Here is a 16,892-nt window from a genome sequence, read left to right on the forward strand (position 1 = left end):
TGTGGCCTTGTAGGAGAGAGACTGCCATGCGTGATCACATCCAATTTTATCTGGGAGATCAGCATTATCGGCTCTCCGATATTACGCCCGAGACAACAGTGCTGGATTGGTTGCGGGAAGCGTGCCACCGTACTGGCACCAAGGAAGGGTGTAACGAAGGCGATTGTGGAGCCTGTACCGTATTGGTTGTCCGGCTTGAAAACAATCAACTCACGTGGAAAGCTGTCAATGCCTGCATTCAGTTCCTATGGATGCTGGACGGAACCCAACTGTTTACAGTTGAAGATTTACGCTCTCCAGATGGGGTCCTGCATCCGGTTCAGCAGGCCATGGTTGATCTCCATGGTTCGCAGTGCGGTTTTTGTACGCCCGGCTTTGTCATGTCTATGGTCGCCTACAGTAAGAAAGCGGAGGCGAGCGCCAAGGAAACCGACATCAATGATGCACTGGCAGGCAATCTGTGCCGCTGCACTGGCTATGCCCCAATTGTCAAAGCCATGAAACAGGCATTGTTGGCCCCGCACGATAAATTTGAGCAGGAACAAAGCAAGATTATCACCCGCCTTACTGCGTTGCAGAACGCGGATATGGCCGAAATCAACACGCCACGTGGGTCAATCAGTCTCCCCAGAACAGCCGATGAACTCGCCTCAGCCTATCAGAATGCTCCAAATGCAACGCTTGTTGCAGGCGCAACAGATGTAGGGCTGTGGGTTACCAAACGTTTACAGACACTTCCCCATGTTATCAGTGTTTCTGGTGCTCAGGATCTGAAAAAAATCGAACATCGGCCAGATGGTTTATGGATCGGAGCTGCCACACCTTATGCAGAGGCACAGAAGGATATCACCACCCTTTTTCCAGATGCAGGGGAGGTTATACGCCGGATTGGCTCTGCGCAGGTTCGTAATGTAGGAACTGTGTGTGGTAACATAGGGAATGGCTCTCCTATCGGAGATGGGCCACCTTTATTCATTGCCGCAGGGGCCACACTTCATTTACGCCGAGGGGAAACTCGCAGAGCACTACCTTTAGAAAATTACTTCCTGGCATACGGTCAACAGGATCGTCAGGAAGGAGAATTTATTGAAGGCATTTTGATCCCTTATCCTGAGCCAAATTTGCGCTACCGAGCCTATAAGGTTTCCAAGAGGTTTGATCAGGATATTTCTGCGATATTAGGCGTATTTGCCTTCACCATGGACGGGAATGGCGTGATTACCAAGGCGCGTATTGCGTTCGGTGGCATGGCAGCAACCCCCAAACGGGCTTCTGTAACGGAAGCGGCTCTGGTAGGAAAACGATGGGATGAACATGCCCTGAGCGCTGCGCGGGAGGCCATTCAGGTAGATTTTGCGCCGCTTTCTGATATGCGCGGAAGTGAATGGTACCGGCGGACTGTCGCTGCCAATTTGCTAACCCGTTGTTTTGCTGAAACGACGAAAATGCCCCAACAGCCCGAAACCCGATTGGCCGGTTGGAAGGAAGACGTTCATGGGTGAGACCGTAAAAATGCAGATCAGTCCCGCCGATGCAGACGTGAAACCCTTTGAAAACAGGGGCACTCCATCCGATCCTGCAATTATAGAAGGGGGAGCTTCTACAAGCCTGAAACATGAGAGTGCAAGAATGCATGTTTCAGGAGAGGCCACGTATATTGATGACATGCCCGAGCCGCGCGGACTGGTTCATGTTGTCCCAGGACTGAGCACCAAAGCTCATGCCCGCATCCTCTCGCTTGACCTGGATGCCGTGCGCGCTGCGCCGGGGGTCATATGTGTCCTGACACACAAGGATGTTCCCGGCCATAATCAGGTTAGCCCCGTGGGCAAAAACGATGAGCCTCTTCTGGCCGAAGATATCGTCTCCTATTATGGACAACCGATTTTCATTGTTATCGCGGACGACCGCCAGAATGCGCGCAAAGCAGCCCAACTGGCCCGCATAACGTATGAAGAACTACCAGCTATCCTGACAATCGCACAGGCCAGAGAAGCGGGAAGTGCTTTGGTATGGCGTCCTCTGGAAATGAAGCGGGGGAATGTTGATACAGCACTCAGCAAAGCCCCGAAACGCCTGAACGGCAGCATAACCATTGGCGGGCAGGAGCATTTCTATCTGGAAGGGCAAGCCGCTTTGGCCCAACCGGGAGAGGAGGGAGAAATGCGCGTGTGGTCCTCCACGCAGCATCCCACAGAAACACAACATATGGTGGCGCATGTTCTCGACCGCCCCAGCAACCTTGTCACAGTAGAAATACGCCGCATGGGGGGCGGCTTTGGGGGGAAGGAAACCCAAGCCAACACCCCAGCCTGTCTAGCTGCCTTGGCCGCAAACGCCACAGGGCGTGCAGCCAAGATGCGACTGGACCGCGATGATGATATGATCATGACGGGTAAGCGTCATGATTTTGTTGTAGATTACGATGTTGGATTTGATGAAACAGGCCATATTCTGGCCGTAGATATGGTGCTTGCAGCCCGATGTGGCTGGTCAGCCGACTTATCCGGCCCCGTTATTGATCGTGCGCTGTTTCATGCTGACAATGCCTATTTCTATCCCGACGTGCGCTTCCGCTCTGAACCCCTGAAAACCAACACGCAATCCAACACAGCGTATCGGGGATTTGGCGGGCCGCAAGGTATTGTAGCGGCAGAACGTGTGATTGAGGAAATTGCCTTTGCGACGGGGCTGGACCCATTGGATGTACGCCTACGCAATACCTATGGCACCGGCAGCCGTGACATCACGCCCTATCACATGACCGTAGAAGACTCCATTGCATCTGAAATCATGACTCAACTGGCAGAAAACTGCGATTATCGAGCTAGACGTCATGCTTTGAGGGCAAGCAATACACACAGCCCGTATATAAGGAGAGGCATAGCGCTGACGCCAGTTAAGTTCGGTATTTCATTTACGGCGACACATTACAACCAGGCTGGTGCTCTTGTGCACGTCTACACGGATGGGTCTGTGCAGGTTAATCACGGCGGCACAGAAATGGGGCAGGGACTGCATACCAAGATGGTGCAGATTGCCATGCGGGAATTCGGCCTGACAGAAGACCGCGTGCGTATTACAGCCACCACTACCGGTAAAGTGCCAAATACATCTGCAACAGCAGCCTCAAGTGGGGCGGACCTGAATGGTATGGCCGTTTTGGATGCCATTTCCAAAATCAAACAGCGCTTGGTCTGCTTTGCCGCAGAGCACTGGGAGATAGCTGAAGGCGATGTCCTCTTTCTGCCAGAAGGAGTTCAGGTAGGAGAAGCGCTGATCTCTTTTCCTGCATTGGTAAAAGCTGCCTATTTTGCCCGCGTTTCCTTGTCTTCAAACGGATTTTACAAAACACCGAAGATTTCCTGGAATCCCGATACAGGACGTGGACGCCCTTTTTACTATTTTGCTTATGGCGCAGCCTGTGCGGAAGTTGCCATTGACCTTTTAACGGGAGAAACCCGTATCGAACGCGTGGATATCCTGCATGACGCTGGGCAGTCCCTGAACCCTGCAATTGATATCGGCCAGATTGAAGGTGGTTTCATACAAGGGGCAGGGTGGCTGACTATGGAAGAACTTGTGTGGGACAAGGCAGGGCACCTGCGCACTCATGCACCCAGCACCTATAAAATTCCGGCCTGCTCAGACAGACCGCGTATTTTCAATGTGTCTCTTCTTGAAGCTGCTCCGAACAGAGAAGCAACCATTTTCCGCTCCAAAGCTGTGGGAGAGCCTCCTTTTGTGCATGGTGTAGCGGTGCTACAGGCAATTTCTGATGCTCTTGCAAGTTTGAATAACTATACGGTCTGCCCTCAACTGGATACGCCAGCAACACCTGAGTGCATTTTGCGCACGGCGGAACGTCTGCGGGCTCTTCCAGTGCCATAAGCATGAAATGAATTCTCTTCTCTCCATTCTGGAAGGCTGGAAGCCTGAAAGTCCTGCTTTTGCCTGCGTGCAACTAACGGCAGTGCGCGGGTCCACACCGCGCGAGGCAGGCGCTTTTATGCTGGTTGGGCCAGATTGGCAGAAAGGGACGATTGGAGGCGGCGTTCTGGAATGGGAGTGCCTGCGAAAAGCCCGCACGCTTTTAGAGATCAACCAGCCAAGCATGACCCATCATTTCACGCTAGGGGCGGGCACAAACCAATGCTGTGGTGGGCAGGCAACTGTTGTTATCAGTCGCGCTCAGGCTGAGATTGTTGGCGCGCTGAAACAACAGCTTTATGAGCAAAAACAGAATGACCCGACCCTACTTATGTTTGGGGCGGGTCACGTTGGAAGAGCTTTGGCTTATGTGCTGGCGCCTTTGCCCATGAATCTGATCTGGGTTGATCCACGCCCCGAAGAATTTGGGAATATACCCAAAGGGGTCACAGCGCATGTTACTACGGAGTGGGAGCAACATCTTACAGCGCTCCCTGCCAAGGCAGGTGTGCTGGTTTTAACGCCCAATCACTCTCTTGATGCCTTAATTGTCGCCAGTGCTCTGGAGCGAAATGATCTGGGCTATATCGGCCTGATTGGCTCAAAAACAAAACGACGCCGCTTCGAAGCGGGGTTTCGAGAAATTGGTCTGACAGAAACTCAGATTAGCACCCTGACATGTCCCATAGGTGGGCAAACCGTACGGGACAAGAGACCAGAAATTATCGCGGCCATGGTTGCCGCAGAGATTATTGAAAAGCTTATTCACCGACCGAATTAGAGCCGACAAACGACTATCTTAGAGAGCTGGCCGGTTTGTTTCTGAGTGTTCCACCATGAGAGAGACGTGTGCCGCGATAATTTTCCACCCCTGAGGGGAGCGAAACCAAGTCTGCATTTGTCTGCCAATTTTGCTTGAACCCGTACGTTGGAATTCCAGACTCACAACGGCAGCATCCTCTCCCAAAACAGTCACAACACGGCGTAGCATTGTGCGTGGTGGCGAACCGCCTTTTCTAGCCCGACGAAAGGCCGCTATTTCTTCCGTGCCATACAGGTTCTCACCTACACCATAGCGAACGGTCTCTGGGCCATCAAAAAAGAATTGATCTAGAGCAACTAAATCATTTTCTGCCAGAGCACGTTCATATGCATCTGATAATGCGGTGATTTCAGCTTCTAATGCATGAAAAGACATGAGGGCAGGGCTTCCCTTGAAAATGAGAGAGGAGTGATTACCATCCAGAAGCTACATGCCATTTCGCCACGAGCAAGAAAACAAAAATCCTTGAGAGATGGGCCTGCAACGCTCTCTCAAGGATCTTCACGTATTATTCCGCTCACCGAAAAGACTGTCTTTAAGCTGCTGCGTCTCAGAAGGAGGTAGAAACTGTGCCTGTCATTGAAAAACGCGGCTCAACCATGAAGGAATTTCCGTATCCGGTATAGGCAGGCGAGCTACCGCTATAAACCGTGCTGGAATCTCTAGCACTATACACCGCCCCCATGGCACCAGTACGCACAATAGAACCTGTAAGGTTGGTGAAGTTTAACTTGAAAGTTGGAGACTTGAGAAAGCTGAAAGGCTGAAAATGGTAGCCAAGAGAAAGGGAGTTGGTAACATAGCCAGGAATACGCTGGTCATTTGCAACGCTGACGGATTGAGGTCCTGTATAATGAACAGACCCGTTCGCAAAAAATCCTTTGTATGTATATGTCAAACCAAAGTTGGCGATAATGCGCGGAGCCATGACTGCTTGCGTGCCTTTGGAATGAAGCATGATCTGCTGGTACGGATCAAAAACGTTGCTGTCCTGCGTGGCATGCAGATACTCAATGGAAGCATAGGGGCTGAAGCCATGAATTGATTTTCCGGCGATCATGAAATCAAAACCACGCATGGTTTGATTACCAATGGAAAATGGACGGAAGCTATTCATACCCAGATACTGATCAACAATACGGTTGGTTACATTATAGTTGAAGAAGGACATATCCAGCATCAGATACTTGTTGTGATATCTGTATCCAAGTTCTTCCTTAATTGAGTACTGATTTTTAGGAATAGGCATGCTGGTATATAACCACCCAAGATCATTGGTGCTCGGCTGTCGATAATCGCCTTCTGCGTTGATATAAATCTGGTTCTGATTATCGATATTATAGCTGATAGAAAGCTGGGGGAGTGGAGCTGTGCGGTTATTTCCTTGATAACCGTAATAATCCTTGTTCCATGTATTCGCCATGACAAATTTGAACCCGGCGTTAATAACCAGCTTATCATGGAGATAACGAGCAGTATCCTGAATGAAGAGAGAATGGATTTCGTAACCAGCCTGCTGCCTGTCTCCTTTGGAAATAAGATAATCGCCCTTATTGGGGCCTGGGGCGGCCCCGTTATCCATAACAAATCCGCTTGGGTAATTCCGGTCCGTTACGTTGTTCTCATACCAATAACCCAGTGAAATATGGTTATGCCGGTCAATATCATACCCAAGCTTTGCCGTAGCACCGACCTGCCTTGCTCCATGCTCATTAAAATAGGAGGTCATGTTACGTTGTGCCCCGGTAGCGTCCGTTCCAATTCCTCCGGGAGACGCATCCCACCCTTGGCCAAAGCTGAAGTAAGGCTGGAGATCAAACGTAAATTTTTTGGGTAACACCACGTGAACGGGAGCAGTCAGAAAGACCTGGTTCCAATGATCGTTATTGTTTTTCCAATAATTGACATTCCGTGGGTCAGAGGAGCGTCCCCATCCGATACCATTATGTTTATAGTTAAAGAATTGTTGTTCTGTTGGGTAATTATCAATCACAAAGTCTTCAGAGTTCCAAGAAAGAAAAAGATGAGCGTTTGATCCGTTATCCCAGTCTTTGCGCACACCGAAATCAATGTGCTTGCGCTGATTGATGCCTGCGCCCATCCAACTGCGAGCATGTGTATTGGAAAAGGAAAAAAAGCTTTTTACGCCACTATTCCCAATTTCACCTGATTCAAGGCGGATGAATTCTCGGGAGAGATTATTCGTCCCATAAGAAAAATCCATCATCCCGCCGAGTTTGTTCGATGGTAGATGGGTGCGGGAATTCATGACGCCGCCGGCAGCAGACATTACCGGAAGATCACGCGCAGCACTTCCCGGTGCCACGCTGACTTCCTCCAGGTTTTCAGAATCAATGTCTTCCGTCATGTATTTGGCTGCCGCAGCCGGTGCGCCGTCCACCATGAGTGCCATATCCAGATCAGTAAGCCCGCGAGACTGGATCTGGCCGCCCTCCATACCAGAACTATCAGGGGCCATGATATTGAGACTGGGAAGATTTTTAACAAGATCAAGAGCAGTAGATGTAGGGCTACGCATATTGATGTAAGCTTTTGTAACGGTCTGCACAGCATGAGGTGCGGTTTCCAGGCGCATCATGCCTCCGCCACCGTTTAGCGCCTGACGATGCGAGCCGACGAGAATATCTTCCTCACCTTTGGCTTGAAGCGGGTTAGAGGCTTTTTTTACTGGAGCAGTTCTTGAAGAACGTGGGAATGTCGTTTTTTTTGCGCCAGTATGGGGCGCTGCGTGGCGGGAAGAAGAAGGAGCCGCTTGTCCGGGGGTAGCAAAATTGCACAACGTGACTGCGCTAACCAGGCCAGAGAGAAGCATCAACCGTTCTCGACGAGAGAGAGATGCAAACAAACGAAAAGTTTGGAAAGAATTGGTCAGCATGCTCTGCTTTCCTGCCATGACATCAATACACAAAAAGAAAATAAAACAACGGCCCCGATCACGTGCTATCCTGAAAACAGCCAGAATGATTACCATCTCGTTATATATGGAAATCGATATGTTCTCACAAAAGGAAAAAAAGCATTTTTGCGTTGCTTTTATTCGAATGTAGATATTTTCCTTTTAGCCCTTCTTACAAAACAGCAATCTAACCCCTTGACCTTATTCAGGATAATGGGTGTGTTGTTCACCCAAGCTTGGCTTCTTTAAATATTTCTTTATAGAAAACAACCACTCCCGCTCCTGAAGCGAGAAAGCAACTTAAGGGATCGTCAAGCGTTGAAAATGTAGGCGCAGAAGATAGTTCCGTTTGCTTCGAAAACGTCTTCGTGCGCAGGTTGAGTTCTTTTCATCAGGCGGAGCACACTGTCGCACAAAACCTAAAGCTACAGAGTTACACGACGGAAAGCTCTCCAGAAACGCGAGGCGAAACGCATGAAACTCTCTGAACAAATTACCTCCGCTGCTACGCAGGTTGGAGACTTTTTGACATTTGCAACTCAGGATGAATCCGGATTGCTGTCAGTAATAAATGATATTCTCGGGCCTGTGCCTCAGCCTGATCATCCCAGTAAACTGGAAGAACGTGCACAGGCAGTAGGGATGATTGATGTTATTCGCTACTGGCAAACGACAGACAAAGCGCGTAGCGCAACGCCAGAAGAAATCCAGCAGTTTTTCACCAAATCTGAACTGGACTCAATTTCTGAACAAACTGGCCTTTCAGAAGAGGCAACCATGAGCATGATGTGCGAACTGCTTCCCCGCTGCATTCGGCGCCGCGCACTGCACATGTCATTTACACGTCCGGCTATCTCCGACCCGGAATGAAACCCAAAAAAGAGGAGGTGCTGGTAAGGCATCTCCTCTTTCCGATTTCTGGGTAACCTCCAAGATAGTCTAAATTATTCTGCTTCTTGGTTATTGTTTGGCAAAGAATTAAGTAATTTTTTCATTTCTCGAATTACGTTGTGGACAGCATAAGGCTTTCTTACTACCGGAACATCTTTAAATTCAGCCGGAATCATTGAGCCGTCTGCATATCCGGTGGCGAAAAGGAATGGGACACCCTGCGCACGAAGGGCCTGAGCTATTTTGACCGATGTCTCGTCACCCAAATTCAGGTCCAAAAGAGCAATGTCCGGCATGTCTTTCTGCAAGGCTTGCTGGCCTTCATAAACAGATGAGACCGTCCTGACATCCTTCACACCATATTCCATCAGGGCATGCTCTATATCCATAGCGATCAACAGTTGATCTTCCACGATCAGAACAGATGCCATCCGCAGATCATCATCAGTCGATCTGGCTTCTGACTGTACCATAACGTCTGGCATAAGATTGTCCTCCTGCGTGACAAGCACGGCATGGCGCTTGGGTAAATCAAAACGAATGAAAAGCCCTTCAGTTCGAAAATCCCATGTAGCCCTGCCATTCAATTCATGGGGAATAGCACGCTGAATCAAAACTGATCCGAAACCTTTTCCGTCTGGCCGCGTAACAGGCGGTCCGCCGGTTTCCTTCCATGTCAGCACCCAATTCTGCTCTGCATCATCAAAGCGCCACGCCACTTCCAGACGTCCTTCCCGGCAGGAAAGAGAGCCATATTTTGCAGCATTTGTGGCCAGTTCATGGATAACGAGAGCAATAACAGAAAGACCCCGCCCCGTTAGCCATATCTCCGGGCCCTTCAGAGTGATTGTGCTTGCTTCCAGCCGATAGGGCTCCAGTTCCGCTTCTAGAAGAGGACGTAACAATCCCCCTCCATCCGCACGCACAACCTGATCATGTGCACGCGCAAGAGCCGTTATACGTGCCTTCAAAATGGAAAAATGATTCTCCATGCTACGCCCATGTGGAACAGGACGCCCCATAAGAGACTGCACAACCGCCAGAATGTTCTTAACACGATGGCTCAGTTCTTCATTCAGCATCCGCTGCCGAATATCAGCTTCCGCACGCTCCTGAAGCTGTTGCTGATGATATGCTCCCATCACTTCTATCAGGGCTGAGCGCAACTGAGTAGCTGCCTCCACATCATCCGCTGTCCATGGATAACAATGATCGCGCACTTGCTCTTTCCATATGGCAAAGCTGGTACGCGGAGTAAGACGTGGGCCATTCGGCCCTGTTTTGTAAGTCTTGTTCGGGTCACCGCCCCAGTTGAGCGTCTGCACAATTTCCTTACGGAAGAGAAAAAGATAATCTCCCGGCTGTGCCGAAATGGGAATGACCATAACGCCAGCCACATTGGGGAGCAGGCACTTCGCCCACTCGAAATCCCCCGAAAAATGCGAGGTATGCCAGATGTGCCCACCCGCTACAGAGGAAATAGTGTCAACAAGCTTCTCTGCCACCTGCAAAGTGGTTGGGGCTTCTTGGTAAGAGGTCCATTGCCCGTTAATCCATAGCCCCAGGCCATCACAAGGAACAAGTGGGAACAAATCTGCAATCCGAGAACGCAAATAGGACGGCATGTCCGTCATGGACACAGCATCCCTCAGGAAATTATCGATTAAGGCATGGGTTCTTCGCGTGATAAGAAGACGATTGGTACGCAGGATCACAACAATACGGAGAGAAACAAACTCTCCAAGCATTTTGGCGACCGCGCGCTCTGCAAGGGTGAGAACACGGGGAGAGTAATTGTGGCAGGCAATCATCCCCCACAAGGAACCGTCCACAATCAGGGAAATGGACATGGAAGCACCCACGCCCATATTCGCTAGATATTCGCAATGAATAGGGGAAACACTGCGAAGCTGCGCGAAAGACATATCCAGCGGTTCACTACTCGGCAATTCCAGCAACGGCACGGGCGTATAAGCTACATCCCCAATGGTACGGATCAGAGCCCGGCGGTAGAGATGGCGCGCCTGTGCGGGAATGTCCCCACTAGGAAAATGTTGCCCAAGAAAGCTCTCAAGCAAAGGAGAACGTGCTTCCGCTATCACCTTTCCTGACCAGTCGGGATCAAAGCGATAGATCATGATCCGATCATACTGCAACACGCCGCGTAGTAGCCGCACGACCACATCACACAGTTTCTGCTGATCTGAGAGGTTACGTATCCGATCCAGCATAAGGCGTAGCTGCCCTATGGATTGCCGGCTGATTTCCGAGGCTCCTTCAGCCTCGCATTCAACGACCACTTCCTGCCCAACAATATGGACCGAAAGATCAAAAATGTTTCCCGGGGTTATTTCAATGCCGAACAAATAGGCTGGGCGCTTGAGAGAAAGGCTGTTGGTAAGCGCGTTGCGTATCTCATGCACAGCACTGCGACTGAGATGATCAGATAACAGATCTCCGGGCAGCATCTGCTCAAGACCAAGCATGGCGGCCGCATTGGCGGATACACGCCGGAGCATGAAATTATCTCTATCACAACTGAAAAGGCAGCCGTGTGGCTGAATACTACCGGGAATATGGATCGGTTCTTTATCGCAACTGGTCAGATCAGCCTTACCGAACTCAACCATGAGAAATGCCAGCCTGCTCATCTGTGCGTCTTACGGCATCCAACGCATAGCAGAACAGTTGCCTTGCGCCTTCTACCGCGCTGTCTCCGTCAAATTGGGGAGCCTTTTCGAGCAAAGACAAGAAAGTTTTCCAACCATTCAGTGATCCTGATTGCATAGCCAGATGACGCGCACCAAAGTCTGCACTTAATCCCAGTTGGGAAGCTTGCTTGACCAGAATTTGTGCCCCCAAGGATGCTCCTTCCACCACATAAACCATCCCTAGTAATTCAGAAATATTTTGAGGAGGGGAGGGAGGAGGCAGAATGCTCGGAGACATGTCCATATCCCGAGCATCCTGATTGAGAACGGTCATAAGAGAGGCAGGACGCCACTCTTTCAAAAAATCTGGCCAGGAAATTGTCTGAAAGCAGTCTTCAACGCCTCCTCGCAACGCCATGATGCTCGCAAGATAGCGTCTATAAGCAGACAAAGAGTTCAATGGACCTATTGCGGTATCAAGTTGTTGATGGATCGTCCATGTGCCGTCACGCAAGGTAAACCGTCGGGAAGTCGCATTCATTGAAAGCAGAGCCGCTTTGCTGAGTTAGGATGTTAGAAGAAACATGGACCTAAATTCAGACATCAAAAGCAACCCTATTCAAATCCAAGTAGCACTACAGCACTATGTCACTTGCATGAAAAGGGATCAACAGCATGACTGCACAAGAAAAACAGAATATCTATAAACAATCCGCTACTGCTGCAATTAGAGGTGGTCCCCATTTTTCGGACAGGGCGATAAGCTATCATCTGGCCTGAACGAGGACGGGTTTTATGGGCAAGGTTACGCGGAAACGGTATGCGGCAGAGTTTAAGTCACGGGTTGCGCTGGAGGCGATCCGTGGGGAACTGACGCTGGCGGAACTGGCTTCGAAACATGGCGTGCATCAGACGATGATCGCCCAATGGAAGCGCCAGGCGATCGAAGGCATGGCAAGCCTTTTTTCTGGTAAGTCAGTAACGGAACCTTCAGTCAGCCCTGCTGATGTAGAGAAACTGCACGCCAAGATCGGCCAGTTGCTGGTGGAACGGGATTTTTTGCGGGATGCCTCTGCTCGGTTGGGCGTGATCAGAGGCGGCAGATGATTGACCCGAAGAGAGCATGCCTGCCGATAATCCGGCAATGCACGCTACTGCAACTCAACCGGTCGGGCGTCTACTATCGGCCTGTGCCACAGAGCGAAGCCAATCTGGAGCTGATGCGGCTGATCGACGCCCAGTTCCTGGAAACGCCGTATTATGGCTCACGGCAGATGACATGGCATCTGCGCCGCCTGGGACATGAAGTGGGCCGCAAGCGGGTCCGGCGGCTCATGGCGATCATGGGCCTGCGGGCGATCTACCAGAAGCCGCGCACGACCGTGCCCCATCCGGAGCATCGGAAATATCCATATCTGCTACGGGATCTGGTCATCAATCGGCCTGACCAGGTCTGGTGTTCCGATATCACATATATTCCCATGAAACGGGGATTTCTCTATCTCGTGGCGATCATGGACTGGTTCACGCGCAAGGTCCTGTCCTGGCGTCTGTCGAACACGATGGACGTGGAGTTCTGTATCGAGGCGCTACAGGATGCCCTCATGCGCTATGGCGCCCCGGACATTTTCAATACTGACCAGGGGTCGCAATTTACGACACCCCGTTTCACCGGGATACTGGAAGAGCGTCAGATCCGCATCAGTATGGACGGGCGTGGGCGATGGCTGGACAACGTGTTCATCGAGCGTCTGTGGCGGTCGCTGAAATATGAATGCGTCTACCTGCACGCGTTCGAGACCGGATCAGAGCTGAGGGCCGGGCTTGGCAGATGGATCGCCCATTATAACGAAAGGCGTCCGCATACGGCGCTGGCTGGACGAACGCCCGATGAGGCGTATCATAACGTGCCGACGCCATCTGGTCCGGGGTTAACCCCGGACCAGATGGCCAACAGCAACGCCGTCAGAAGGGCGGCATAACAACAACCGGGTATAGCTTATCAAGCCCGCAAAACTGTCCGAACGGACGGGACCACCTCTATTCACCAGACAAAAGAAGGGCTGTGTGGATAAGCGCCAGGTGTGAAAAGCCCTGAGGGAAATTACCTAGCTGAATTTTTCTTTCAGCATCATACTCTTCCGCTAAAAGCCCAACATCATTTTGTAGCCCTAGTAGTCTTTCAAACAAAGTCTTGGCAGCTTCCTTTCGGCCATCCATAGCATACGCATCAGCCAACCAGAACGAACAAGCCAGAAAAGCACCTTCCTCTGAGTTGAGACCATCAACATTATCTTTTGTTTCATAACGGCGGAGCAGACCATTACTGAGAAGCTTCTTTTCAATGACAGAAATAGTACTTTGAATGCGCGGATCAGAAATCGGTAAAAAACCCACGAGCGGAAGCATTAAAAGAGAGGCATCAACATTACTGCTTCCGTAATATTGAACAAAGCTTCCAATTTCCATATTAAACCCGTAGCTGCAGATATCAGCATGGAGTTCCTCCCGCACTTGCTTCCATCTTTTATAGGGGCCTGAAAGATTATATTGCTTCATATCTTTCAACGCACAATCAAATGCCAACCAAGCCATGACTTTGGAATGGACAAACTGACGCGTTCCACCGCGGACCTCCCATATTCCATGGTCTGGGTCTCTCCATTTCAATTCCAGTCGGTTGAGAAGGTTTGTTTGGAGCGCCCATGAGGAATGAGAGCGAGGCAACCCGGCATTCCGCGCCAGTTGTGCGACATGAGCCATGACACCATAGATATCAAGCTGGATCTGATCTGACGCCGCATTGCCAATTCTGACTGGTTTGGCGTTATGGTAGCCGGGAAGGTTTTCCACACTCCATTCCCGCAAAATCCGTTCACCACTGACACCATACATAATCTGGGTTTGGGCAGCATCCCCCGCAATGCTCCGATGGAGCCAGTCATTCCACGCCTGAGCTTCTTCATGATATCCGCACGAGATGAGGGCGGAAAGCGTTAAGGCTGCGTCTCTCAACCAGCAATAACGGTAATCCCAGTTTCTGATGCCTCCCAAATCTTCCGGCAGAGATGTGGTCGGAGCAGCAACAATTCCGCCAGTCGGGGAGTAAGTGAGGGCCTTCAGAACAATCAGGGACCGCATGACGGCATCCCGCCAAGGACCATGATAGGTGCATTGTTCAGACCAAGCCTGCCACCATGCTTCTGTCTCATTCAGCACGGTATCGACATCAAACGTATCGGGGAGTGGCAAATGAGACGCGGCATGCTGAAGAACAAATGTTTCTTCTTGCTGTTCTGATACTTCAAAATAGGCAACAGTGTTCAGTTCTTCAGACTTTAACGGAACTGAGGACCGAATAACGATCTGATCCGGGCCGGCAATGGCACGGATACCTTCCTCTCCATGCAGATGCGTGACCCATGGAACAGTAATACCATAATCAAACCTCAAGCGCAGAAAAAGCCGCATCCTAACGCGACCTCGTATTCCCCTTACACGGCGGATAATGGATGTATGCCCATCCAGTTTAGGCATACAATCTGTTACCAAAACCTCTCCACTTCCGGTTATCAACCGTGTTTCAAGAATAAGAGTGTTTCCGCGATACCTGCGCGAGGTTGAAATAAGAGGATCTTCCGGCTCCAGTTTCCAGCACCCGTGTTCCATTGTTCCCAAAAGAGCATTCAGGCAGGCTGCACTGTCAAAGCGAGGAACGCATAGCCAGTCTATTGAGCAGTCTTTGCCAATAAGGGCTGCAGTACGGCAATTTCCAATCAAGGCATAATCTGCAATTGGAAGAGGAAGTTCACGGAAAGGAGCATGAAGAACCTGGGGCATACCGTCTCCCTTTATGTGGATATTTATACGTATTTCCTGAAACGAAATCGAAACAGACAATGTTCCGCAAATAATTTTATTTTACAATTAAATCGGTAAAAAATGAGAAGTTGGGTTTTGCAGGTACTTTTTTGTGACAGGATTACGCCCCAACATCACATTCCCGTGACAGGCGCACTCTCAACGCTATCTGAACGTTAGTCGATACATACGGAAACCCAAATCCCGACAATCGGGAAAGGTCATGCCATGCATCAGGCTTTTCAAAAAAAAATTGAACTGGATGTTCTGTCTGTTGCATCAGAATTCTTCCCTTTGGTGAAAACGGGAGGACTGGGTGATGTAACAGGCGCTCTTCCCGGCGCATTGGCTCCTCAAGGAGTTCGTGTCAGAACAGTTTTGCCTGGGTATCCATCGGTCATGAGCGCACTGAAGTGGTCTCGTCGCGAAGGGGATTTGGTAGAAATAACAGAATTTGGGCACGCAGTTCGTATTCATCAGATCTCTATAGATCATAATTATTTCTTTATACTTGATTGCCCAGAACTTTATTTAAGATCTGGAAGCCCCTATACTGCGGGCAATGGAAAGTCTTGGGATGATAACGGCCTCAGGTTTGCTCTCCTCTCGCGCGTTGCGGCGCGTCTGGCGTGCGGACTACTGCCTGATTATCGACCCGATCTTGTCTTGGCGCATGATTGGCCCGCAGGATTAACGGCCGCGTATCTTCACTTTACGCCTGAAGCCACACCTCCCGTTGTGCAAACCATTCATAATATTGCGTTTCAAGGGCGTTTTAGTGCTGAGTATCTTTCCTCCTTCGAGCTTCCCATTGAAGGATTTTCACAAAATGGATTTGAATTTCATGGGGATATCGGATTTTTAAAGGCAGGTTTATATTATTCGCGATGGCTGATTGCCGTTTCCCCCAATTATGCAGAAGAAATACAGACCGCAGAATTTGGTATGGGCTTGCAAGGGTTATTGTATAGTCGGAGGGCCAGTTTAAGCGGCATTCTTAACGGAGTAGATACGGATGTCTGGAACCCGGAGACAGATCCAGATATCCATTTTCCGTACAAAGCGGGAAACGTATGGACCCGCAGATCAAACAAGGCCGCTTTTCAAGCTGAATTTGGCCTGACTCAAAATCCTGATGCTCTCCTTATCGGCGTTGTCAGCCGCCTGACAGATCAGAAAGGGATAGATCTACTGGCGGAAGCTATGCCAGTTCTCATGCGGCAAAATCATGCTCTGCAATGTGTAGTTGTGGGAGGAGGGGAACTCCACATTGAACGACAGCTTGGGCACCTTGCTCGTCGCTTTCCAGGACGTTTTGCCTGCACATTACGGTATAGTGAAAGCTTGGGCCACCGTGCTCAGGCTTCTGCTGATGTTATTTTTGTACCTTCCCGTTTTGAACCCTGTGGACTTACGCAACTTTATGCTCTGCGCTATGGCGCGGTGCCAGTTGTTTCAAGGGTAGGAGGGCTGGCAGACACTATTATTGACGCGAATGCCGCGGCTCTTTCCGCTGGTTGCGCCACGGGTTTTGTTTTTTCCCCCAACGATGCCACGGCGATCATTAACGTCATGCACCGTGTTTATAAAGTCTTCTGCGATAAACCGTTGTGGACGCACCTTCAAAGAAACGGCTCTCAGCAAGATGTGTCTTGGCAGAGACCTGCAGCCCAATATGGCGATTTATTCAGAAAGCTGGTTCCATCCCACCATAGCAATCAAGCCGATGTTCTGTCTTTCAGCGCTAAAACTGCGGCAGGCAAACGAAGCATTGCCAGGCGCCCTCCCATCGCCGGTTCAGAACGCTCGGTATCTTGAC

At 50.3% G+C, this 16,892-nt stretch carries 11 protein-coding genes; 6 read left to right on the plus strand and 5 right to left on the minus strand.

Features of this window, described 5'->3' with window-relative positions; all coding sequences use genetic code 11:
* Window positions 1-26: 26 nt before the first annotated feature.
* From xdhA to xdhC, 3 genes are read left to right on the plus strand one after another with little or no spacing between them, the layout of a single operon-like run.
* A complete protein-coding gene (gene xdhA / locus QWU00_RS15860; protein WP_035379667.1) occupies window positions 27-1,502 on the plus strand; it encodes a xanthine dehydrogenase small subunit in 1,476 nt (491 codons plus the stop codon).
* Window positions 1,495-3,891 carry a xanthine dehydrogenase molybdopterin binding subunit gene (gene xdhB, locus QWU00_RS15865; RefSeq protein ID WP_262411413.1) on the plus strand — a complete coding sequence of 799 codons (2,397 nt, stop codon included), beginning with the start codon at window positions 1,495-1,497 and terminating at the stop codon, window positions 3,889-3,891. The genes xdhA and xdhB overlap by 8 nt, the downstream gene beginning before the upstream one ends.
* 7 nt (window positions 3,892-3,898) lie before the next feature.
* Entirely contained in the window at window positions 3,899-4,711 is an 813-nt protein-coding gene (xdhC, locus tag QWU00_RS15870; protein WP_035379665.1) for a xanthine dehydrogenase accessory protein XdhC, read from the plus strand.
* Window positions 4,712-4,729: 18 nt separating this feature from the next.
* Here the strand turns inward: xdhC and hpxZ are convergent, their stop codons facing one another.
* Both hpxZ and QWU00_RS15880 read right to left on the minus strand, forming a co-directional pair.
* On the minus strand, window positions 4,730-5,128 hold the full coding sequence (hpxZ, locus tag QWU00_RS15875) for an oxalurate catabolism protein HpxZ (protein ID WP_035379661.1): 399 nt from the start codon (window positions 5,126-5,128) through the stop codon (window positions 4,730-4,732).
* Between the two features lie 175 nt (window positions 5,129-5,303).
* On the minus strand, window positions 5,304-7,649 hold the full coding sequence (locus tag QWU00_RS15880; protein ID WP_052051303.1) for a TonB-dependent receptor: 2,346 nt from the start codon (window positions 7,647-7,649) through the stop codon (window positions 5,304-5,306).
* Window positions 7,650-8,144: 495 nt separating this feature from the next.
* Between QWU00_RS15880 and QWU00_RS15885 the strand changes: the two genes are divergently transcribed.
* On the plus strand, window positions 8,145-8,540 hold the full coding sequence (locus tag QWU00_RS15885) for a YidB family protein (protein WP_035379658.1): 396 nt from the start codon (window positions 8,145-8,147) through the stop codon (window positions 8,538-8,540).
* Window positions 8,541-8,614: 74 nt separating this feature from the next.
* Here the strand turns inward: QWU00_RS15885 and QWU00_RS15890 are convergent, their stop codons facing one another.
* Window positions 8,615-11,212 (minus strand): HWE histidine kinase domain-containing protein, encoded by a 2,598-nt coding sequence (locus QWU00_RS15890; RefSeq protein ID WP_231551655.1) that lies wholly within the window; start codon window positions 11,210-11,212, stop codon window positions 8,615-8,617.
* Window positions 11,184-11,726 (minus strand): biliverdin-producing heme oxygenase, encoded by a 543-nt coding sequence (locus QWU00_RS15895; RefSeq protein ID WP_150395649.1) that lies wholly within the window; start codon window positions 11,724-11,726, stop codon window positions 11,184-11,186. The genes QWU00_RS15890 and QWU00_RS15895 overlap by 29 nt, the downstream gene beginning before the upstream one ends.
* 281 nt (window positions 11,727-12,007) lie before the next feature.
* On the opposite strand from QWU00_RS15895, the gene QWU00_RS15900 reads away from it, so the two are divergent.
* A protein-coding gene (locus tag QWU00_RS15900; protein ID WP_150395534.1) for an IS3 family transposase occupies window positions 12,008-13,194 on the plus strand; the annotation gives its coding sequence in 2 pieces (ribosomal slippage) (window positions 12,008-12,278 and window positions 12,278-13,194; 1,188 coding nt in all).
* A 58-nt stretch (window positions 13,195-13,252) separates the two neighbouring features.
* Here QWU00_RS15900 and QWU00_RS15905 read toward each other — a convergent pair.
* A complete protein-coding gene (locus tag QWU00_RS15905; protein WP_035381494.1) occupies window positions 13,253-15,052 on the minus strand; it encodes a glycoside hydrolase family 15 protein in 1,800 nt (599 codons plus the stop codon).
* 249 nt (window positions 15,053-15,301) lie between these two features.
* On the opposite strand from QWU00_RS15905, the gene glgA reads away from it, so the two are divergent.
* A complete protein-coding gene (gene glgA, locus QWU00_RS15910; RefSeq protein WP_035381492.1) occupies window positions 15,302-16,891 on the plus strand; it encodes a glycogen synthase GlgA in 1,590 nt (529 codons plus the stop codon).
* Window position 16,892 lies beyond the last annotated feature (1 nt).

Source organism: Acetobacter tropicalis (assembly GCF_030644465.1).
GTDB classification, from domain to species: Bacteria; Pseudomonadota; Alphaproteobacteria; order Acetobacterales; family Acetobacteraceae; genus Acetobacter; species Acetobacter tropicalis.